Below are 20,544 nucleotides of genomic sequence, written 5' to 3'. Positions count from 1 at the left end.
GGTACCGGCTCCGGAGGGCCGGGCCGGGCGCCCGCCCCCGTCGGGGCCTACCCGCCGGAGGACGGCGCCGAGGACGGCTCGGAGGGGAGCGGGGACGGCCCCGCGGAGGCGGCGAGTTCGGCGGCCACCATCTCCGCGATCTGCGCCGAGTTCAGGGCGGCGCCCTTGCGGAGGTTGTCCCCGCAGACGAAGAGTTCCAGGGCCGCCGGGTCGTCGGGCGCCCGCCGCACCCGCCCCACCCAGACCGGGTCGGTGCCCACCACGTCCGCGGGCGTGGGGAAGTCGCCCACCTCCGGCTGGTCGTAGAGGACCACGCCGGGCGAGGTGGCGAGGATCTCGTGCGCCCGGTCCACCGTCACCTCGCCCTCGAAGCGCGCGTGCACCGCGAGGGAGTGGGAGATCAGCACCGGGACGCGCACGCAGGTGGCCGCCACCCGGAGCCCGGGCAGGCCGAGGACCTTGCGGGTCTCCTCGCGCAGCCCGAGTTCCTCGGAAGACCAGCCGCCGTCGAGGAGCTCTCCGGTCCAGGGGACGACGTTGAGCGCGAGGGGACCGGCGAAGGGTCCCAGGCGGTCCTCGCCCACGGCCCGGCGCACATCGCCCGGGCCGGTGCCCAGGTCGCTGTCCGCGACCAGGGAGACCTGCTCGCGCAGCGCCCGGGCGGCGTCCCGCCCGGCGCCGCTGGCGGCCTGGTAGGAGGCGACGACCAGCTCCCGCAGCCCGAACTCGGCGTGCAGCGCCCCGATCGCCGGGGCGAGGGTCAGGGTGGTGTCGTGGGGGCTCGCGACGATGCCCCGGGGCCGTACCCGCACCGCGTGGGGGTTGACCTCGGGCACCACCAGGGGCACCTCCGGGTCGGCCCGGAAGGCGGGGGAGCTGTCCACGACCACGGCGCCGCGGGCCGCCGCGACGGGTGCCCAGCGGGCGGACACCTCGCCGGGCACCAGGAAGAGCGCCACGTCGATGCCGTCGAAGGCCTCGTCCGCGAGCGCCACGACCTCGCACTCCTCCCCGCGCACGGCCAGCCTGCGGCCGGCCGAGCGCGGGGAGGCCACGAGTCGGATCTCGCCCCAGACGTCGGCGTGCTGCGACAGGATGCGGAGCATCACCTCGCCGACGGCTCCGGTCGCCCCGACGACCGCGAGCGCCGGGCCGCGGCTCATCGCCGCACGCCTCCGGGCCGGAGGGTCATCGCCCGGTGCCGCCGTAGACGACCGCCTCGTCCGAGTCGGAGTCGAGCCCGAAGGCGGTGTGCACGGCGCGCACGGCCTCGTTGACGTCGTCGGCGCGGGTGACCACCGAGATGCGGATCTCCGAGGTGGAGATCAGCTCGATGTTGACGCCCGTGTCGGAGAGGGCCTCGAAGAAGGTGGCGGTCACACCGGGGTTGGTCTTCATCCCCGCGCCGACCAGCGAGATCTTGCCGATCTGGTCGTCGTAGCGGAGCGAGTCGAAGCCGATGGCGGACTTCTGCTTCTCCAGTGCGGCCATCGCCTTGGCGCCGTCCGTCTTCGGCAGCGTGAAGGAGATGTCGGTCAGGGCGGTGGTGGCCGCCGACACGTTCTGGACGACCATGTCGATGTTGAGTTCGGCGTCGGCGATCGCGCGGAAGATCGCCGCGGCCTCGCCCGGCTTGTCCGGCACGCCGACGACCGTGACCTTGGCCTCGGAGACGTCGTGGGCGACTCCGGAGATGATGGCGTGCTCCACCTTCTGATCCCCTCGCGGTTCGTTGCTGACCCAGGTGCCCCGCAGCCCCGAGAAGGAGGAGCGGACGTGGATCGGGATGTTGTAACGGCGTGCGTACTCGACGCAGCGGTGCAGCAGCACCTTGGAGCCGGAGGCGGCGAGCTCCAGCATGTCCTCGAAGGAGATCCAGTCGATCTTCTTCGCCTTCTTCACGACCCGCGGGTCGGCGGTGAAGACGCCGTCGACGTCGGTGTAGATCTCGCAGACCTCGGCGTCCAGCGCCGCGGCCAGCGCCACGGCGGTGGTGTCCGACCCGCCGCGGCCGAGGGTGGTGATGTCCTTCTTGTCCTGGGACACACCCTGGAAGCCGGCGACGATGGCGATGTTGCCCTCGTCGAGCGCCGTACGGATCCGGCCCGGCGTCACATCGATGATGCGCGCCTTGTTGTGGACCGAGTCGGTGATGACGCCTGCCTGGCTGCCGGTGAACGACTGGGCCTCGTGGCCCAGGTTTTTGATCGCCATGGCCAGCAGGGCCATGGAGATCCGCTCTCCGGCGGTCAGCAGCATGTCGAACTCGCGCCCGGCAGGGATCGGGGATACCTGCCCGGCAAGATCGATCAGCTCGTCCGTCGTGTCACCCATCGCCGACACCACGACGACCACCTGGTGGCCGTTCTTCTTGGCATCGACGATCCGCTTGGCGACCCGCTTGATGCCTTCGGCATCGGCAACGGAGGAGCCTCCGTACTTCTGCACGACAAGGCCCACGTGCGCTCCTCGCTCGGTCTTCGGCAGTAATACTGCGGTAGTACTGCGGTCGGCTCAGTCTATCGAGCGACCGCGGAACACCCTGGTGGTGCCACATGCTGAGATGTCCCGCCCAGCCGCGTCGACCCGCAGGATCCCGCGGCCGCTCGGATGGCTGCTGCCCATCGGCCCCCGGTGTAGGCCCCTGTGTGGGGCGGCTCACACCCGGCCCCGGCGGCGCGGGAGGGCCTGCGGACCGGCCGCGCGGCTCAGGCGCGGCGGGCGGCGACCGCGAGGGAGGTGCGGGCGGGGACGCCCTGCTCGGGGGTGGCGGACGCCGGCGCGGTGGTGTCGACGACCCGGATCATCAGAGGGAGGGACCCGACGGGGCCCTCCGCGCCCGCACGGATACGGAACCGCTCGGTCCGAATAGCCTCGCGGGCCAGCGGGGCGCCCCCGGAGAACAGGAAGTGCGGCTGGACGTCGTTGGCGACGCGCAGCTCGACGGGCCGCCAGAGACCGCTGGACGGGTCGCGGCGCTCCAGGACGAACCCGTTGCCCGCCGGCAGGGGCCCCGGGCCCTCGCCGGGCATCATCTCCATCTGGAAGACGACCTTGAGCGCCGTGTAGGCCCGGACGTTGCCGCCTGCGAGGGTGACGGCGAACTCACGGGCGGCGCCACCGCGCACGAGGTCCAGCCCGCCGGGTGCGGCGGCGGAGACCGTGAGCCGGGTGGGCGCGGCCGGGCGCGGCGCGGGGCTCGCGGGCGGTGCCGGCGGGGTCGCCGTCCTCGTGGGCGGGGCGCTCGGCGCCGAGGGGGCGGCGGACGCGGAAGGGGTGGCCGTCCCCGTGGGCGAGGGCGACGCGGAGGGTGCCGCGGAGACCGGGGCGGAGGCGGCGGAGGCGGGCGGCGGGGCGCTCGGCGCCTCCTGCACGACCGTGGGGCGCCGCTCCTCCTGCATGGTGCACCCGACCGCCAGGAGCAGGGCCGCTCCCGCTGCCGCGCCGGCCCGCGCCGTCCGTCCGCGTACGGTGCTCCACCCCTGCGCCGCCACCCCTGTGCCCCCGCTTCCCGCTGCTCGTCCTCAGGTCGGTGGCCGACCGTAGCAAGCGGCAGGAGACGGTACGGCCTCGTCCGCGTACCGGTTCCGCTACGTCCGCCCCGGCACTGCGCCGGGGCGTCCGCTCAGCGCCCCCGGCGGAGCCCCAGGGGTGCGGCGATCTCCTCCGCCATGACCTTGCCGGCCTCCTCGGCCAGCACCTCCTCGGTGAGGTCCTCGTCCGTGTCCAGTCCGTCCAGCGCGGCCAGCGGCTGGTTCAGGCGGACGTGCGAGACGAGCGACTGGAGCGCCCTCAGGGTCGCGGAGGCGGTCGGACCCCAGTTGGAGAAGTAGGAGAACTGCCACCACCACAGCGCCTCGGTGGTCCGCCCCGCCCGGTAGTGGGCCAGGCCGTGGCGCAGGTCGGTGACGATGTCGGCGAGGCTGTCCGAGATCCGCGAGGGCACCGGGGCCTTGCGCGGCTCGTACGGGTCGAAGACCTCGGAGAAGACGTCGATCGGGTCCAGCAGCACGGCGAAGCGCTCGCGCAGATCGTCGACGTCCAGGTCGGGCCCGGTGTCCGTCTCGTAGCGCTCCTCGGGGACGATGTCCTCGTGCGCGCCGAGGCGCCCGCCGGTGAGCAGCAGCTGGGAGACCTCCAGCAGCAGGAACGGCACAGCGCTGTCCGGCTCGTCCCCCTTGGCGACCTCGGTGGTCGCGACGATGAAGGACTCGATCGAGTCGGCGACCTGGACGGCGAAGTCGTCCGGGTTCTGGCCCACCGCGTGCAGCATGGCGTCAGACATCGAGCAGTCGTCTCCCCTCGAAGGCACGACCGAGCGTGACCTCGTCGGCGTATTCCAAGTCTCCCCCCACCGGGAGGCCGCTGGCCAGCCGCGTGACCTTGAGTCCCATCGGCTTCACCATGCGTGCGAGGTACGTGGCGGTCGCCTCGCCCTCAAGATTGGGGTCCGTGGCCAGGATGAGCTCGGTGACGGTGCCGTCGGCGAGCCGCGCGAGCAGTTCCCGGATGCGCAGGTCGTCGGGGCCGACGCCCTCGATGGGGCTGATGGCCCCGCCGAGGACGTGGTAGCGACCGCGGAACTCGCGCGTCCGCTCGATCGCGACCACGTCCTTCGGTTCCTCCACGACGCAGATGACCGACGTGTCGCGCCGCGCGTCGCGGCAGACGGCGCACTGCTCCTGCTGGGCGACGTTGCCGCAGACGGTGCAGAACCGCACCTTGTCCTTGACCTCCAGCAGCGCCTGCGCCAGGCGGCGCACGTCCGCCGGTTCGGACTGGAGGATGTGGAAGGCGATCCGCTGCGCGCTCTTGGGACCGACGCCGGGCAGCCTGCCCAGTTCGTCGATGAGGTCCTGAACCACGCCTTCGTACAACGGGACGCCTTTCCTTGCGCTCGTGCTGCTAACGGTAGTTGGTGACGGTGGCGCACAGAAGACGCCTGCCGGGACCGGAGGTGGACGCCACCGTACGCGCCCACCGCCCGCCTGCCTCCGGCCAACGCGCCGGGCCCCTGCGGGCGCCCGGCGGCCCGGGGGGCGAGGCCCCCTCGGGCGGGCCCTCAGAAGGGGAGCCCCGGCATGCCGCCGAGCCCCTCGGCGAGCGGGCCCAGCTTCTCCTGCTGGAGCTTCTGGGCGTTGTCGTTGGCGGCCTTGACGGCGGCGACCACCAGGTCGGCGAGGGTCTCGGTGTCCTCCGGGTCGACGGCCTTCGGGTCGATCACCAGCCCGCGCAGCTCGCCGGAACCGTTGACGGTCGCCGTGACGAGGCCGCCGCCGGCCTGGCCCTCGACCTCCGTCAGGGCCAGTTCCTCCTGGGCGCGCGCCAGGTCCTGCTGCATCTTCTGCGCCTGCTGGAGCAACTGCTGCATGTTGGGCTGCCCACCACCGGGAATCACGGTCACTCCTGTCCGTACGGATGTCGCTTCGGTACGGCCGAGCCTACGTGGTGGCCGCAGCCGGCGCCCCACCCGGCGGCGGCCAACTCTTTCGGGTGAGGGACACCCTCCTTGACCAGGCGCCTTTACCTGATCACACCGCCCGTGCGGACGGAAATACCGCGATCCACGGCCCAGGGACCTCCATTCGGCGGTATGAAAGGGGCCAGCACATCTACGGGGGCACCAGAACGCACGCGCGCACCGTACGTCGCACGGTGTAACGTCAGCACCTTTTGAGCACCTTTTCAGCGAAGCCGCAGAGGTAGAGGAGCGCACCGGTGAGCCAACCGGAGATGCAACCCGGGAGGCCCGCCCGGGAGGAGGGCGGCAAGGAGCCGCTGGGTGACCTGACCGGGCGGGCGTTTCCCCAGGGGGACTGGGGCGAGCCCGCGGCCCGGCTCGACGAGCTCTACCGCTGGGTGGAGGCGGAGGCGCTGCGCACGGCCGACTGGTACCTGTCGGACCGCACCCGCAAGCGCCGCTGGGCCCGGCTTCTGCGCCTGGGCACCGCGCTGGGTGTGGCCGGCGGAGCGGCGCTGCCGCTGCTCGACCTCGCGGGCGCGGTCGCCTCGGGCGCGCCCTGGGGGTACCTGTCCCTGCTGGCCGCCGCCGCCTTCACCGGCGCCGACCGCTACTTCGGGCTGACGGCCGGCTGGATGCGCAGCGTGGCCACGGCGCAGGCGGTGCAGCGCCGCCTGCAGGTGCTCCAGTTCGACTGGGCGTCGGAGAGTGTGCGGGAGGTCCTGGGCCCGGCCGAGGGCACCGCGGGCGAGGCGGCCGAGCGCTGCCTGGGGGTGCTGCGGCGCTTCACGGAGGACGTGGCGGACCTGGTCCGCAACGAGACCTCCGACTGGATGACGAACTTCCGCGTGCCGGGCCCCTCGCCCCTGTCGCTCTCGCCGCTGCCGGGCCGCGGCTCCGAGTCCGGGCAGTCCGGGCAGTCGGCGGGGGTCATCCAGGGCAGGTTCCCGCTACCTCCCGGTACCCGCCCCAACATGCCCCGCCAGCGGCCGCCGGAGCCGCCCCGCTGAGCGGCGGCCCCACCCGCCCGGGGCCGGGGCCGGCTCGGCAGGACGCGCGACGGAGGCCGGGCCCCCGAGGGTGCCCGGCCTCCGTCGCGCGCGGTGCGGTCGTGACTGCCGCCGGTCAGCCGACGCGCAGCACCGACGCCGCCCGGTCCGCCATCGCGGCCTCGCCCGCGGCGTTCGGGTGCACCGGGACCACGTTGGTGCCGAAGAGCAGCGGCTCGATCCAGCGGGTGCCCGAGGACCGGCAGGCGTCGTGCCCCTCGGAGGCCGCGGCCATGTCGACGAAGGTCGCCCCGGCCTCGTCGGCCGCCCGCTCGACCGCCGCGTTCAGGTCCGCCTGCATGCCGCGCAGGTAGGGGATGTCGCCCTTGGCGATGGGCATCTTGAGGTAGCAGCCCCGGACGCTCTGCTGGGGCACGATCCAGGGGTAGCCGAGGATGGCGACCTCGGCCCGGGGGGAGCGTCTCTTGATCTCCTGGAGCGCCGCCTTCACCGCGGGGTACGTCTTGCCGGCGATGTCGTCGGAGAACTTGCTGCCGTAGGCGTCCTTGCAGGGGCTGCCGTATCCGAGGGTGAGGACGCCCAGGCCGCCGCAGGCGACGATGGCGGTGATGAAGGTGCCGTTGTCGTTGCCGCCGATGGTCAGCGTCACCAGGTCCGTGTCCGCGTCCAGGGCGTCGAACTGCGCGGGGACGCCCGGGTACTGGGCGGTGGTGAAGTCCTTGGTCTCGGCACCGCCGCAGGTGACGTCGGTCAGTTCGGCGCCGAGGCGGTCGGCGAGGAGGTTCGGGTAGTTCTTCGTCGTCCGGGCGCACAGGAGCGAGGCCGACGGGTCGAGCGGCAGGATGCCCGACCCCGCGCTGTAGCTGTCGCCGAGGGCGACGTACCGGAGGGGGTCCGCGGCGGCCTGGGCGGGCGCGGCGGTGCCGAGGCCGAGTGCGGCGGCCGCGGCGGCGGCGACGCACGCGGACAGGGCACGGCTGGTGAAGCGGAAGGGCATGGGGGAGCTCCTTCGGGGATGGTCTGCGGCTCTGGGGATCGTCTGCGGCTCCGGGCATGGTCCGGCGCCCGGAGCGCGGGACCGCGGAGCCACGGCCCGTTCCCCGGGGCGCGTTCACCCGATCGGTGCCGGAAGACTAAGCGCCCGCTCGGCGCGTCGGGCCTGTGACGGAACCCCAACTCCCGGACCGGATTTCGTGACGCGTCACCACACCGGGCCGCCGAACCTGTGCTTGCCGGGCAGCACGAAGGCCCCGGACACCGGTCCGGGGCCTTCGCCGTGGCGGCCTCGCGGGGGTCGCCGCGCGGCGCGTCAGCTGAAGATGATCATCGAGCCCTGCCCGAGGCTGCGCGTCGCCGCGGCGTGCAGTCCCAGCCAGACGTGGCGCTCGCGCGCGAAGGGGCTCTCGTCGTAGGGGATGGGCCCGGCGGGCTCCTCCAGGGCCGTGGGGCGCTCGGGCGGGGCCGGCGCGGCGGGCGGGTTGGCCGGATCGATGCCGATGGACGGTGCCACGTACTCCAGTTCGCGCAGCAGGCCCTGGGTGGAGCCCAGAGGCCCCCCGCCCTCCAGGAGTTCGTCGTTGAACAGGGGCGCGGTGAAGTCCACGGGCACGTAGGCGCCCGCGTGGTCGTAGTGCCACACCAGATGCGACTGCTGCGCCGTCGACTCGAACATCTCCAGCAACTGCTCGTAGTCGCCGCCCAGTTCGTCGACGGGCGTCACCGGGAGCCCGCAGAGCTGGAGCAGGTAGGCGCGGCGCAGGAAGTGCAGCGCGTCGTAGTCGAACCCGGCGACCGGTGCGACGTCGCCCGAGAGGCCCGGCATGTAGGCGAACACGGGGACGGTCGGCAGTCCGGCTCCGGTCAGCGCCTTGTCGTAGGAGGAGATCTCTTCGGCGAAGGGGTTGTCGGGGCTGTGGCACAGCACGTCGACGAGGGGGACCAGCCACAGGTCACAGGCCAAGGGAAGGCTCGCTCTCAGCGGTTCGGGAAGGGGGTCGTTCGGTGCGTGCGGTGCGGTCCGGGCCGTGCTGCCGCCGAACGGGGCCGGTACGGCGGGCGGCGGGCCGGGGCTGCCGGTCCCGGCCCGCGGGTGCCGGGTCACGGTTCCTGGGTCACGGTTCCTGGGTCACGGTCCTGGGGCGGGGTCCTGGGGTCGGGTCGGGTGGTGGGTCGGGACGCCCGGCCGGACGGCTGGTCCGGCGCGGGCGGCGGTGGACGGAACAGCCTAGTACCGGGGGTGTGCGCGGCGTAGAGGGCGGTCACCGCGCCCCGTCGTCCTCTCCCACGTCCCATACCCACACGCCGCCCACCCGCTCACCCTGCTTCCCGAGGAGCCGGTTGACCGTCTCGTAGAGCGCCTCGCCGTGGTGCTGGGGCGCCAGCACCACCACCCCGGCCCGCCAGGACTCCAGGTCGGCGCGGGCCTGCTCCTGCCACCCGGGGCCGAGTTCGGGCACCCGGCCGGTGGAGCGCACCTCGCCGAGCAGATGGGAGGTGTGGCGCGGCACGGCGCCGTAGATGCCGATGCGGTCGGGGCCCCAGGGCCCGTTGAAGTAGCCGCCGGCGAGCGGGAAGCCGAGGCCGGTGGCGGACTGCCAGTACAGGGCGTCGGCGCCGGCCGGGTCGGGGAGCGGAACGGTGACCAGCGACTCCCCGTCGGCCAGGTAGGAGCGGTAGGTGCCCTCGGTGACGAAGGCGGGGATCTCCGCCCGCTCCCTGACCGGGTAGGGCGTGGGCACCACCGGGACCAGCACCGCCGCCAGCACGGCGTACCCGGCGGCGCGGTGGGCCCGCGGACGGGGCGCTGCCAGCCGGTCGGCCGCGAGGGCGACCAGCATGCCGAGGACCGGTGCGCAGATCATCGCGGTGCGCGACTCGATCACGGACTCGAACAGCGGCTGGTGGGCCAGCAGCCGCCAGGGGCCGGTGACCTCCAGGTCCGTGTACGGCAGGCGGATCTCCGAGCCCAGGGACAGCACCGCCGCGGCCACGGCCGTGAAGGCCAGCGCCTTGACCAGGGCGTGGCGCCACAGGCGGATCACGAGCGCCGTGGCCAGGGCGGCCAGGGGCCAGCCGTAGAAGGCGTTCTGCTCGGTGCGGTTCATGGCCAGCGGGTCCGCCCCCGCGTCCGTCCCGGCCAGCGAGCGGCCGGCGAAGCTGAGCAGGGCGAGCGGGCTGTTGGCGGTGTTGTCGCCGTGCATGACGCTGGTGTAGCTCTGCGGCCCGAAGAACTGCCAGCCCAGGGGGAAGGCGACCAGCGGCAGGCAGACCCCCAGGGCGATCCCCAGCCCGCGCAGCAGGGGCCGCCACGCCACCCGTGCGATGTCCGGGCGGGCGACCGCGTAGGCGGCGGCGAAGAGCATCATGCCCATGGCGGCCAGCAGCAGCGGTTCCTCGCCCAGGAACACCTGGTACGCCGCGAAGAGCCCCAGCACCACGCCGTCGCGCACCACGGCACGGCCCTCGCACAGCCGCAGGGCCCGCTCCACGATCAGCGGGATCATGAACAGCACGAGGAAGTTGGGGTGGGCGTTGCCGTGCGAGGCCATCGGCGGGGCGAACGCGGCGAAGGCGCCGCCCAGTGCGGCGGCCCAGCGGTGGCGGGCGATCCGGCGCGCCAGCAGCGCGTACCAGGCGGTGGCCGTCGCGGTGAGGCCGAGGGTGAGCACCAGGGCCCAGGTGACGGTGGGGCCGAGCAGCAGGGTGACGGGGGTGAGGGGCACCGACAGGCCGAGCATGGCCGTGTTGGCCATCAGGTTCACACCGTCGGGATGGTTCTGGAGGGTGGTGAACAGCGGATTGCGCAGGTGCGCGACGTTGTCCGCGGTGACGGCGAAGAACCACTCCCACTGGTTCTGGTCCTGGCCCGCGTCCCTGAGGTAGCCGTGGTCGAGGTCGGCCCAGAGCCCCCGGTAGAGCAGCACGGAGGCCAGCAGGAACAGGCCCGCGACGGCCAGCTCGGTGCGGGTGACGGCCCTGAGGCGCAGGAGCAGCAGCTCCAGCAGCACCCGCCCGTAGTCCGCGGGCCGCACCTTGGACCCCTCGACGTGCGACCAGCGCACCGGGACCTCGGTGACCCGCCAGCCCCGCACGTGGAAGAAGCGCAGGATCTCGACGTCGACGCCCCACCCGCGCAGGCGCGCCCCGGCGAAGGCGCCGCGGGCCTTGTCGCCGTCGAGGAGCTTGAAGCCGCACTGGGTGTCCCGGATGCCGGGCACGGCGAGCAGCCGTATGAGCAGGTTGCCCGCGCGGCCCAGCCACTGGCGCAGCCTCCGCTGGCGGACCTCGATGCGGGAGCCGGGGTGGGCGCGGGAGGCGATGGCCGCGTCCGCGCCGCCGTGCGCGAGCTCCCCGTCGAGGCGGTCCAGCTCCTCGACGGGGGTGGCAAGGTCGGCGTCGGTGATCAGCACGCGGCGGCCGCGGGAGGCCAGGACCCCGGCACGCAGGGCGTGGCCCTTGCCGCGGTTGGCCCCCGAGGAGACGAGCCGGACGCGGGGGTCCCCGGCGGCCGCCTCCTGGGCGACCTTGGCCGTGGCGTCGGTGGAGCCGTCGTCGACGACGATCAGCTCCCAGGCGCCCCAGCGCCCGGGGTCGGCGCGCAGGTGCGCCCGTATCGCGTCGAGGGTGGGGCCGAGGCGGTCCTCCTCGTTGTAGGCGGGGACGACCACACTCAGGTCGACCGCGCCGGAAGCGGGGACGACCGCACTCGGGCCGACCGCGCCGGAAGCGGGGACGACCGCACTCGGGTCGGCGCTCATGCCGCCCCCGACCGGTCGCCCGGCCCCGGCCCGGCGCGGTCGGGCGGCGCGGTGCCGGGGGTGGCGGAGGGGGTGCGGGAGGCTCCGTCCAGGTGGTCCGCCCAGGCCAGCGCCTGAGCGTCGCAGGAGCGGATCTCGGCGCGCACGGCCTCGGCGTCGCCCCGGGTGGCGGCGTCCACCAGGTGCTCGTGCCCGCCCCACAGCCAGCGGGCCGCACGGGGGTCGGGGCGCAGCCGGGGCACGGCGAAGACCCAGGCCTGGACGCGGAGCCGGTGGAGGAAGTCCGCGATGTAGGGGTTGCCGACGGCCTCCGCGAGTTCCCGCCAGAACCGCAGGTCGTAGCCGATGAGGACGTCCAGGTCGCCGGCGCGGGCGGCGCGGGCGGCTTCCTCGGCCCGGCGGCGCACCGAGGTCAGGGCCCGCACGTCGAAGGAGGCGGCGGGGCGCCCGGAGCCGCCGCGGAAGATGCCGTCCACGACCAGGGCGCGGGCGTGGACCATGGTGCGGAAGTCTTCCACCGTGAAGCGGTGGACCCGGAAGCCCCGGTGCTGGTCGGATTCGAGCAGCCCCTGGGCGCTGAGGTCGACGAGTGCCTCGCGCACCGGGGTGGTGGAGACGCCGTACTGGTCGGCGATGTGCTTGACGGTGAACCCCTGCCCGGGGGCCAGGCGCCCGGCCAGCACCTCGTCCCGCAGCGCGTCCGCGATCTGCTGCCGCAGGGTGCTGCGTGTGACGGCGCTGCCGCCGCTGCCGTAGCCGTTGCCGGGCATCGTGGGCTTCTCCTCTGCTTCGGTCCCGGACACGATAGGCCAGGGCCGGACGAGTGAGTTCTGGGACGTGTGGTCCGCAGGGGAAGGGAGAGGCACGCGTGACGGATGCTTTCGAGCCCGCGAGCGGTGACGGGGCGGGCCCCGCGGACGCCCCCGGCCGGGCGGCGGAGGTGCGGGCGGCGTTCGAGGCGCTGCTGGCGATCCGGCGGGTGACCTCGCCCACCGCCGCCGACCCGGAGGCGGTGCCCGCGCCGTGGGAGGTGCACCGTGCGGTCCGCGCCGTCTCCCTGGCGCTGGAGGCCTCCGGGCTGCCCCCCTCGGCCTCCGCCCCGGACGGGGCGCGCACCGCGACGGGCTACCGCGTCGCGGAGGGCGGGCGGCCGGGCACGGTGCGGGTGGAATGGCTCGGGCCGCCCGGCAGCGGGGCGGCGCACGAGGCGGAGGCCCGGCTCAGGGGCTGCGCGCGGGTGCTCACCGGCCTCGGCTGGGAGGCGCTGCTCTATCGCGGTCCCGGGGGGCGCCGGTACCTGGAGGTGGAGCGCGGGGCGTGAGCACCCGGGAGCCCCGGGGGCGGGGCGACGGGTGCTGCCGGTCGTGGTCACGACCGGCAGCACCCGTCGGGCCGCGGTCACGGCCCTGCGGCCGGGTGCCCGCGCGCCGGTGCCCGGAGCACCGGGGCACGGGCCGCTCGGCCGCCGCCCGTCACACCGTGTGCTCGTCGGCGACCGAGAGCGCCGCGTCGAGGGCCGCGAAGCCCTCCTTGAGCTCGGCCTCGGTGACGTTGCAGGGCGGGACCACATGGGTGCGGTTCATGTTCACGAAGGGCCACAGACCGCCGCGCTTGCAGGCCGCCGCGAACGCCGCCATCGGCGCGTTCGCCTCCCCCGAGGCGTTGTACGGCACCAGGGGCTCGCGGGTGGCGCGATCGCGCACCAGGTCGAGCGCCCAGAACATGCCGGTGCCGCGCACCTCCCCGACCGAGGGGTGGCGCTCGGCCAGGGCCCGCAGGGCGGGGCCGACGACGGTCTCGCCGAGGGCGGCCGCGTTCTCGACGACCTTCTCCTCCTCCATCGCCTCGATGGTGGCCACGGCGGCCGCGCAGGCCAGCGGGTGACCGGAGTAGGTGAGGCCGCCGGGGTAGGGCCGACGCTCGAAGGTGGCGGCGATCCGGTCGGAGATGGCCACCCCGCCGAGCGGGACGTAACCGGAGTTGACTCCCTTGGCGAAGGTCATCAGGTCCGGCACGACGCCGAAGTGCTCGGCCGCGAACCACCGGCCGGTGCGCCCGAACCCGGCCATGACCTCGTCGAGGACGAGGACGATGCCGTGGCGGTCGCAGATCTCGCGTACGCCCGCGAGGTAGCCCGGCGGCGGGACCATGATGCCCGCGGTGCCGGGGATCGTCTCCAGGATGATCGCGGCGATGGTCCCCGGGCCCTCGAAGGCGATGGTCTCCTCCAGGTGGGCCAGGGCGCGGGCGCACTCCTGGTCCTCGTCCGCCGCGTAGAAGGCGGAGCGGTAGGGGAAGGGGCCCCAGAAGTGGACCACGCCCGCGGTGCCGCTGTCGCTGGCCCAGCGGCGCGGGTCGCCGGTGATGTTGATGGCGGTGGCGGTGCCGCCGTGGTACGAGCGGTAGGCGGACATCACCTTCGGACGGCCGGTGTGCAGCCGGGCCATGCGGATGGCGTGCTCGACCGCCTCGGCACCGCCGTTGGTGAAGAAGATCCGGTCCAGGTCCCCGGGGGTGCGCTCGGCGATCAGCCGGGCGGCCTCGGAGCGCGCCTGGACGGCGAAGGCGGGGGCGAAGGTGGCGAGCCTGCCGGCCTGCTCCTGGATCGCGGCCACCACCCTGGGGTGCTGGTACCCGATGTTGGTGTAGACGAGACCGCTGGTGAAGTCGAGGTAGCGGTTCCCGTCGTAGTCCCAGAAGTACGCCCCCTCGGCGCCGGCGACGGCGAGCGGGTCGATCAGGCCCTGGGCTGACCAGGAGTGGAACACGTGCGCGCGGTCGGCGGCCTTGACGGCGGCGCCGGTCTGCGGATCGGCATGAGGGGTCATGCGGCCAGCGTAGGAAGTGTCCGGGGGCGGTCGACATGGCCACCCTGTATGGACTCCGGGCCTGATCTCGGCAGGGTGTCGCGCCGGGGCACCGCCAGGGCCCGTCCGGCGCACGGCGCCGTCCGTCCGGGGCCCGGACGGACGGGACGGACAGGACGGACGGGGGGGCCGGACCGGCGCCGGGGGAAGCGCCCTCCGGCGCCGGTCCGGGCCCCTCCCGGGACGGCGGAGGGGGCGGCCGGGGCCCCTCCCCGTAGGACCCCGGCCTCCCCTCCTGCCGCCGTCCGTCCCGACCGGGACGGACGGCGCCGGGGCCGCGCCCGTCCCGGCACGCCCCCGCCCGCGTCCAGCCGGGGCTCACCCCCAGCTGGCCGACTGGAAGTTCCGGAAGTTCCTGCGGTCCTGCGCGGCACCGATCCAGCGGGCGGCCACCAGCAGGCCGAGGCTCGCGCCGATCACGCCGAGCCCGAGGCCCGGGTCGTCGAACTTCACGATGCTGGTGACCCGGCGGCCCTCGCCCGGCCCGGGCGGGATCTCGGCCCCGGGAAGGGACGCTCCCCCGGTGGCGCCCGCGGGCGGGGCACCGGGCGCCGGGACCGCCCCCGCCTCCGTACCGGGCTCGCCGCCGGGCGGCGCCGGGGCGGTGATGCCCGCCATCCGCATGCCCAGCGCCCGGAGCGCGTCCGTCACGGGCTGGAAGTAGGTCGTGCCGCCGGTGCTGCAGTCGCCGTCGCCGCCCGAGGTCACCCCGAGTGCCAGCCCCTCCGAGAAGAGCGGCCCCCCGCTGTCGCCGGGCTCGGCGCAGACGGTGGTCTCGATCAGTCCGGAGACGGTGCCCTCCGGGTAGTTGACGGTCGCGTTCACGGCCGTCACCCGCCCCGTGCGGAACCCGGTGGTGCTGCCGCTGCGGAACACCTGGGCACCGACCACGGGATCGGCGATGCCGATGATGCGCACGCCCCGGCCGCCGCCGATCGCGACCGTGTTGGTCAGGCTCGCGGCGTCCTCGTCCTCGTAGCGGACCAGGGAGTAGTCGGAGCCGGGGAAGGCCGAGGCGGTCGTCGTCCCGAGCAGGCCGAGCCCCCGGCCCCCGCCGCGGAACCAGGCGGTGCCCTCCGGGCCGCAGTGCCCGGCCGTGAGGATGAAGGCCCCGCGGCCGTCGGTGACGTTGAACCCGGCGGAGCAGCGCCGCTGGTCGCCGATGATCGAGGAGGCCCCGTCCACCCGCGTGGTGAAGGCGCCCCGGGTCCGCTCCATCCGGACGAAGCCGCCGATCGACTCGGCGAGCTCCGTCATCCGGGACCAGTCGTCCGCGGAGACCGTGCTGTCCGCCCGGACGCGCACCTCGTTGGTCCGGTAGTCCACGGACCAGGCCGTCCCCGGCACCCGCGGCGCCTCCCGCAGGGATTCCGCGGCGGCCAGCAGCCGGTCGGTGCTGTGCCGCACCACCTTGGGGTCGGCTCCGGCCGCCCGCACCTCGGCGGCCGCGTCCCGGTCGGTGACCGCCACCACGGTGCGCCCGTCGGCCGTGGTCCAGCTCCCGGCGGTCCGGTCGGTGCCCAGCCGGGCGACCAGGTCCCCCGCGGCGACCGCCGCCGTGCGGGCGCCGCCGGGGTCCTCCCCCGCGAACGCCCCGGAGGTCATCAGCCCGCCGCACACCAGCCCGCAGGCGGCGGCCAGCCGCACCAGCCGGCGCAGTTTCCGTCGTGCGTGCCTCATCCGCGGCCCCAGGTGGTCGTCTCGTACGGTCTCGGGTCTCGTCCCTTCCATACGCGGCGCGGGGCCGGGCCGTTCAGGTGGGGCGGGGGAGCGGACCCGAGCGGCGGGTGCCCCGGGCGCGTCCCGGGCCTCCCGGGCACGGCCGGTCCGCGAGGACGGGCGGGCGGCTACGGGAGCGGCCCGCCCCCACGCTGAACACAGAGCGAACTTCCCCTGACATCACCGCCGTTGGGCCGACATCCGGCCATCGGGCCGCCCTACCGTGGCGTCGTGGAGTGGCTGAATCCCGAGAACACCGTCGCCGTGGCCACGGCGCTGCTCGGTGTGCTCGTCTCCGTCGGGGTGCTCTGGTACGAGCGGCGGGTGCCGCGCCGCCGCCGCATCGGCTACCGGGTGCAGATGGACACCCCGATCGGCAGCAGTGTGCGCTCCGGGCGGCCCAACTTCCGCCTGGGGCTGTTCAACGAGGCCCCGGAGATGTCGGACGCCACACTGGTGCTGCTGCGCGTCGAGAACGACGGCTCCCAGTCGATCGCGGACGCCGACTACACCGGGCGCGAGGTCCACGGCCTGACGGCGGAGTTCACCGGGCGGACGGTCCGCGCCATCGCGGTGACCCAGCCTCCGGGGGCGGACCACCTGATGGACCACTTCACGGCCGCCGCCGGGATGCGCCACAGCGAAGGAACGATTCATCTGCCCCGGGTGCCACTGAACCAGGGGCAGCACTTCAAGCTGCTGGTGCTGCTCACCGGCGGGCCGGTCGGCAGCCCGGTCACGGTGACCGGCGGCATCCGGGACGGCGACGTCACACCCAACCGGGCCGTCCCCACCGACGAGCGGCTGCCGCTCTTCAGCCGGGCGGCGCGCCTGGTGACCGTGCTGCTGACGGTCTGCGTGGTCGCCCTGGCCGCGATCATCGTCACCCGCGGCGACAACCGTCCACCCATGGGCTGCGCGCGGGGCACCCTCACCCTCACCGGCTCCACGGCCTTCGAACCGGTGCTCGCCGAACTCGCGAAGCGCTACGAGCAGGACTGCGCGGGCGCGGAGGTGACGGTCGACGCCCACGGCACCAACGCCGGCATCCGGAGCCTGGCCGAGGCCGGCGCCCGCAGCCGCGGCGGCTCCCCCTCCGTGATCGCCCTCGCCGACGGGCCCAAGCCTCCCGGGCGTCCCCGGCTGCGCGAACACCGCATCGCCGTCTCGGTGTTCACCCTGGTGGTCAACGACGCGGTGCCGCTGGAGGACCTGGCGCTGGCGGACGTGCGGCGGCTGTACCGGGGCGAGATCGGCAACTGGAGCCGCCTCGGCGGTCCCGACCTGCCCGTCCGGCTGGTCAGCCGGGACGCCAACTCGGGTACCCGCGAGGTCTTCCAGCGCCGCGTCCTCGGGCGCAACGAGCTCGCCAACTCCTCGCGCGACTGCACCACCCGCGACGACCGGGACGCCCCCGTGGTGCGCTGCGAGCTGGACAGCACCCGGCAGGTCCTCCAGACCGTCGCCCGCCTCGACGGTGCCATCGGCTACAGCGAACTGCGCGCGGGCACCACGCTCAAGGGGCTCCACCGCCTGGCGATCGACGGGGCGGCGCCCCCGGTCGACGACCTCGACGTCAGCGACTACCCGTACCGCGAGATCGAGTACGCCTACACCTACGGCCGCCCGCCCGCGGACTCCCTGGCCTCCAGCTTCCTCGCCTACATGAGCCGCGGCCCGGGCCAGGACGTGATCACCACCCACGGCCATCTGCCCTGCGCCTCCCCCAGGGGCCTGCGCGTCTGCGGCGAGGACGCGCCTTGAGAACGCGGTTCGCAGGTTGACGCCCTGCTTCAGGTGAGGGCGAGGCCGTGCCGGCCGGGTCAGGGGCCGAGTTCTGCGACGATGGCGCCGCGCAGGAGGTGGCGGGAGCGTTCGAGGGTGAGGGTGCCGCTGAGCCAGCGTTTGCTGAGTCCTTCGACGAGGGCGGTGAGCCGATGGGCGGCGTCGTCGGGTGAGATGTCGGGGGTGGCGCGGCCGGTCTGCTGGGCGCGGTGGATCAGGTCGCTGGTGTAGTCGTTCCAGCTGTCGGTGGTGGTGCGGAGCTGGTCGCGCAGTTCGGGCCGGAAGACGGCGGTGGAGCGCAGTTCGCCCCAGGCGGTGCTGTTCTCGACGACGGCGGGGGTGTCCTGGAGTTCGAGGAGCAGCATCTCTTCCAGGTGGCCGCGGGGGTCGGTATCGGGGTCGCTGGTGGGCTGGGTGTAGTGCTCGGCTCGGGTGTTGATGAAGTCGAGTGTGCGGGCGAGGAGACCGGCCCGGTCGCGGAAGTGGTAGTAGATCAGCGAGGTCGACACGCCGGCCTCCTCGGCCAGCTCTTCGACTCGCAGGCCCCTGATGCCGCGCTGCGCGATGACACGGGCGGCGGCTTCCAGGATGGCGGTGCGGCGGGCGGACACGGTTCGGCTCCCTAGAAAGGTTCCAGGCGGTGACGGAGGCAATGCTACCGTCACACCCTGACTGAAATTTCAGTCAGGAATTCCGGGATGGGAGCCGTGTCATGAGGAGACCGAACCGCCGAAGCGTGCTGAGGGGCGGTCTGGCTGCCGCGCTGGCCGCCGCGGGGCTGACAGCCTGCGCCCAGGACCGGGAGAAGGAGTCGGGCCGGCCGTCGGCCGGGACGGAGGAGAGCGCGGTGCCCATGCGGCATCAGGCCGAGCTGTTCATGCCGGCGGAGACCCGCGAGCATGTCCGCACGTTCATGTCCTGGCCGCCGCTGGACTCGGTCTGGGAGGACATGGCCGACGACGTCCAGCGCGACATCGCGGGCATCGCCCGGGCGCTGGCCGAGTTCGAGCCTGTAGTCATGCTGGCTGCCCCGGAGGAAGTCAAGGCCGCCCGCCGGGCCTGCGGCTCCGGAGTCGAGGTGATCGCGGTACCCACCGACGACCTGTGGATGCGTGACAGCGGCCCGACCTTCGTCCAGGGCCCGAAAGGTCTCCAGGGCATCGACCTGCACTTCAACGGCTGGGGCGGCAAGCAGGAACACGAGCACGACGCGAAGGTCGCCCGCGCCGTCCTGGAGTACGCAGGCGTCCCCCGTGTCGACGCGCCGCTGGCGGGAGAGGGCGGCTCACTGGAAGTGGACGGCCACGGCACCCTCCTGGTCACCGAGAGCTCTTTGGTCAACCCCAACCGCAACCCCGACCTGAGCCGCGACGAGATCGGGAACTCCCTCAAGAACCTGGTCGGCGCCGACAAGGTGATCTGGTTCAAGGGCGTCAAGGGCCAGGACATCACCGACTACCACGTCGACTCGCTGGCCCGCTTCGCAGAGAACGGTGTCGTCCTGCTCGGCCGCGCCTGGGCCGGCGACGGACCCGACGTGTGGACCCGCGCCTACGACCAGGCGCGCGGCGTCCTGGAGGGCACGACCGACGCCCGTGGAAGAGGGTTCGAGATCATCGACCTCCCCGAACCCGACCCCACCCGGCTCGGCCGCCGCGGGGAGGACTTCCTCGGCTCCTACGCCAACTACTACATCGCCAACGACGCCGTCCTCGTCCCCCGCTTCGGCGACCGCAAAGCCGACCAGCAGGCCGCCGCCGTCATCGGCGACCTCTACCCCGATCGCGAGGTCGTCCAGCTGGAGATCCACACCGTCGCCGAAGGCGGCGGTGGCATCCACTGCGCCACCCAACAGCAGCCCAAGGCCGCAGAGAGCAGCAGCTCTTGAGGTGCTGTGCGGTTCCCGGCGAGGTTGAGGCAAGGCAGCGGACCGCGGTGCCTGGTCGGCTACTGCCTCCTGGTGACGATGACGGCGATGACGGCGATGACGGCGATGACCAAGCCCAGCACGTCCACGGCCAGTCCCCGCTTGCGGCCCGGCACCCAGTAGCGGTACGTCGCACTCTTCGGCGGCAGGTCGTGCGGGAGATGGGCCCACTGGCAGCCGGTGCGGCCCTGGCAGGGGATCGCGTTCACGATCTCCCGCATCGCGTAGGCGCCCTGGCGGCCGCCGACTGAGCGGTGCCGGTCCTTCCACGCAGTGATCACCGGCTCGATCAGAGCCACTGCTCGTCCGCACCCACACCATCAGGCGACGTCAGATCCACTCAAGACCTCACGAACCTGCCTCTGAGAAGCCCCTCGGCCCCGGCCGGTGGGTGGTGGCAGCTCCCGCCGGGCTCCGGGCTGTGCCTGCCCGCCGCACCGGGCGCCCCGGCCACCCACGAGCCGAAACGCTCCCGTGAGCCTGACGGTGTCGAACCGGGGCACCCTCACCGGGGCGCTGTGCTTCACCGCGGCCGGGGTGCTCCAGGGCTTCGGGCACCCCTGACCCCGGTACGGCGGATGAGTAGCGGTACTCAGGCCCCCGGCGCCGCCGGTCGGCGACAGTGGTCGGGACCGAGACCGAAACAGGGGAGACCACCGTGCCCGAGCCCGTCCCGCAGCCCGTCCGCCCGACCGCCGCCGCATCCGCCCGCCGCCGGGTCCGCACCGCGGCCGCCTGCGCGCTCGCGGGCGCGGCGGCCGCGCTGACGCTCACCGGCTGCTCCGTGACCTTCCGGGACGCCATCTGCGCGGGCGGCGAGTACCCGGTGATGACCGTGGGCGCCACCGGCTCCGCGTGCGTCGCGGACGGCGACCCGGTGCCCGAGGGGTACACCCGCTACCCGGAGGGCAAGGTGCCTCAGCACGTGGACGACGAGTGGGACGTCTACTGGCGCACCCACACCGTCGACGAGCAGGGGGAGATCGTCGACGCGCCCGAGTAGGGCCGGCCGCCGGAC

At 74.0% G+C, this 20,544-nt stretch carries 19 protein-coding genes; 5 read left to right on the top strand and 14 right to left on the bottom strand.

The genetic code is table 11. The features are described from left to right. Positions 1-47: 47 nt before the first annotated feature. The 6 genes from NPS70_RS04245 to NPS70_RS04220 form a co-directional block, all read right to left on the bottom strand. Complete coding sequence (locus NPS70_RS04245) at positions 48-1,163, bottom strand: aspartate-semialdehyde dehydrogenase (RefSeq protein WP_256522608.1); 1,116 nt, start codon at positions 1,161-1,163, stop codon at positions 48-50. A gap of 25 nt (positions 1,164-1,188) precedes the next feature. After that, on the bottom strand, positions 1,189-2,460 hold the full coding sequence (locus NPS70_RS04240; protein WP_256522607.1) for an aspartate kinase: 1,272 nt from the start codon (positions 2,458-2,460) through the stop codon (positions 1,189-1,191). Between the two features lie 248 nt (positions 2,461-2,708). Continuing rightward, entirely contained in the window at positions 2,709-3,401 is a 693-nt protein-coding gene (locus tag NPS70_RS04235; RefSeq protein ID WP_256522606.1) for a hypothetical protein, read from the bottom strand. Between the two features lie 224 nt (positions 3,402-3,625). Next, positions 3,626-4,285 carry a DUF5063 domain-containing protein gene (locus tag NPS70_RS04230; RefSeq protein ID WP_256522605.1) on the bottom strand — a complete coding sequence of 220 codons (660 nt, stop codon included), beginning with the start codon at positions 4,283-4,285 and terminating at the stop codon, positions 3,626-3,628. After that, the gene (gene recR / locus NPS70_RS04225; protein WP_256522604.1) at positions 4,278-4,877 is read right to left on the bottom strand and encodes a recombination mediator RecR; all 600 of its coding nucleotides are present in this window, start codon (positions 4,875-4,877) and stop codon (positions 4,278-4,280) included. The genes NPS70_RS04230 and recR overlap by 8 nt, the downstream gene beginning before the upstream one ends. A gap of 185 nt (positions 4,878-5,062) precedes the next feature. Next, positions 5,063-5,398 (bottom strand): YbaB/EbfC family nucleoid-associated protein, encoded by a 336-nt coding sequence (locus NPS70_RS04220; protein ID WP_256522603.1) that lies wholly within the window; start codon positions 5,396-5,398, stop codon positions 5,063-5,065. A gap of 320 nt (positions 5,399-5,718) precedes the next feature. Between NPS70_RS04220 and NPS70_RS04215 the strand changes: the two genes are divergently transcribed. Next, entirely contained in the window at positions 5,719-6,471 is a 753-nt protein-coding gene (locus NPS70_RS04215) for an SLATT domain-containing protein (RefSeq protein WP_256522602.1), read from the top strand. A gap of 115 nt (positions 6,472-6,586) precedes the next feature. Here NPS70_RS04215 and NPS70_RS04210 read toward each other — a convergent pair whose 3' ends face one another. The 4 genes from NPS70_RS04210 to NPS70_RS04195 all read right to left on the bottom strand — a co-directional run bounded on the left by NPS70_RS04210 (position 6,587) and on the right by NPS70_RS04195 (position 11,998). Beyond that, positions 6,587-7,468 carry an SGNH/GDSL hydrolase family protein gene (locus NPS70_RS04210; protein ID WP_256522601.1) on the bottom strand — a complete coding sequence of 294 codons (882 nt, stop codon included), beginning with the start codon at positions 7,466-7,468 and terminating at the stop codon, positions 6,587-6,589. 312 nt (positions 7,469-7,780) lie between these two features. Beyond that, on the bottom strand, positions 7,781-8,431 hold the full coding sequence (locus NPS70_RS04205; protein WP_256522600.1) for a hypothetical protein: 651 nt from the start codon (positions 8,429-8,431) through the stop codon (positions 7,781-7,783). Between the two features lie 298 nt (positions 8,432-8,729). After that, entirely contained in the window at positions 8,730-11,228 is a 2,499-nt protein-coding gene (locus NPS70_RS04200) for a dolichyl-phosphate beta-glucosyltransferase (RefSeq protein WP_256522599.1), read from the bottom strand. Next, the gene (locus NPS70_RS04195) at positions 11,225-11,998 is read right to left on the bottom strand and encodes a GntR family transcriptional regulator (RefSeq protein WP_256522598.1); all 774 of its coding nucleotides are present in this window, start codon (positions 11,996-11,998) and stop codon (positions 11,225-11,227) included. The genes NPS70_RS04200 and NPS70_RS04195 overlap by 4 nt, the downstream gene beginning before the upstream one ends. A 98-nt stretch (positions 11,999-12,096) precedes the next feature. Between NPS70_RS04195 and NPS70_RS04190 the strand changes: the two genes are divergently transcribed. Continuing rightward, positions 12,097-12,549, top strand: a complete 453-nt coding sequence (locus NPS70_RS04190) for a hypothetical protein (RefSeq protein WP_256522597.1) — start codon at positions 12,097-12,099, stop codon at positions 12,547-12,549. A 151-nt stretch (positions 12,550-12,700) separates the two neighbouring features. Here the strand turns inward: NPS70_RS04190 and NPS70_RS04185 are convergent, their stop codons facing one another. Both NPS70_RS04185 and NPS70_RS04180 read right to left on the bottom strand, forming a co-directional pair. Continuing rightward, the gene (locus NPS70_RS04185) at positions 12,701-14,056 is read right to left on the bottom strand and encodes an aspartate aminotransferase family protein (RefSeq protein ID WP_256522595.1); all 1,356 of its coding nucleotides are present in this window, start codon (positions 14,054-14,056) and stop codon (positions 12,701-12,703) included. 357 nt (positions 14,057-14,413) lie between these two features. Beyond that, entirely contained in the window at positions 14,414-15,775 is a 1,362-nt protein-coding gene (locus NPS70_RS04180) for a S1 family peptidase (protein ID WP_256522594.1), read from the bottom strand. A 270-nt stretch (positions 15,776-16,045) separates the two neighbouring features. On the opposite strand from NPS70_RS04180, the gene NPS70_RS04175 reads away from it, so the two are divergent. Next, the gene (locus tag NPS70_RS04175; protein ID WP_256522593.1) at positions 16,046-17,578 is read left to right on the top strand and encodes a substrate-binding domain-containing protein; all 1,533 of its coding nucleotides are present in this window, start codon (positions 16,046-16,048) and stop codon (positions 17,576-17,578) included. Positions 17,579-17,637: 59 nt separating this feature from the next. On the opposite strand, the gene NPS70_RS04170 is transcribed toward NPS70_RS04175, so the two are convergent. Then, positions 17,638-18,210 (bottom strand): TetR/AcrR family transcriptional regulator, encoded by a 573-nt coding sequence (locus NPS70_RS04170; protein ID WP_256522592.1) that lies wholly within the window; start codon positions 18,208-18,210, stop codon positions 17,638-17,640. Between the two features lie 101 nt (positions 18,211-18,311). On the opposite strand from NPS70_RS04170, the gene NPS70_RS04165 reads away from it, so the two are divergent. Continuing rightward, positions 18,312-19,487: an agmatine deiminase family protein gene (locus NPS70_RS04165; protein WP_256522591.1), complete on the top strand. Its 1,176-nt coding sequence runs from the start codon at positions 18,312-18,314 to the stop codon at positions 19,485-19,487. A 59-nt stretch (positions 19,488-19,546) separates the two neighbouring features. Here the strand turns inward: NPS70_RS04165 and NPS70_RS04160 are convergent, their stop codons facing one another. Beyond that, the gene (locus NPS70_RS04160) at positions 19,547-19,807 is read right to left on the bottom strand and encodes a transposase (RefSeq protein ID WP_374211932.1); all 261 of its coding nucleotides are present in this window, start codon (positions 19,805-19,807) and stop codon (positions 19,547-19,549) included. 377 nt (positions 19,808-20,184) lie between these two features. On the opposite strand from NPS70_RS04160, the gene NPS70_RS04155 reads away from it, so the two are divergent. Then, positions 20,185-20,529, top strand: a complete 345-nt coding sequence (locus NPS70_RS04155) for an SCO0607 family lipoprotein (protein ID WP_374211931.1) — start codon at positions 20,185-20,187, stop codon at positions 20,527-20,529. Positions 20,530-20,544: the final 15 nt, after the last annotated feature.

Origin of the sequence: Streptomyces sp. C10-9-1, assembly GCF_024497955.1 — a bacterium.
Taxonomy (GTDB): domain Bacteria; phylum Actinomycetota; class Actinomycetes; order Streptomycetales; family Streptomycetaceae; genus Streptomyces; species Streptomyces sanyensis.
This window is presented reverse-complemented; position numbering and strand designations above follow the sequence as displayed.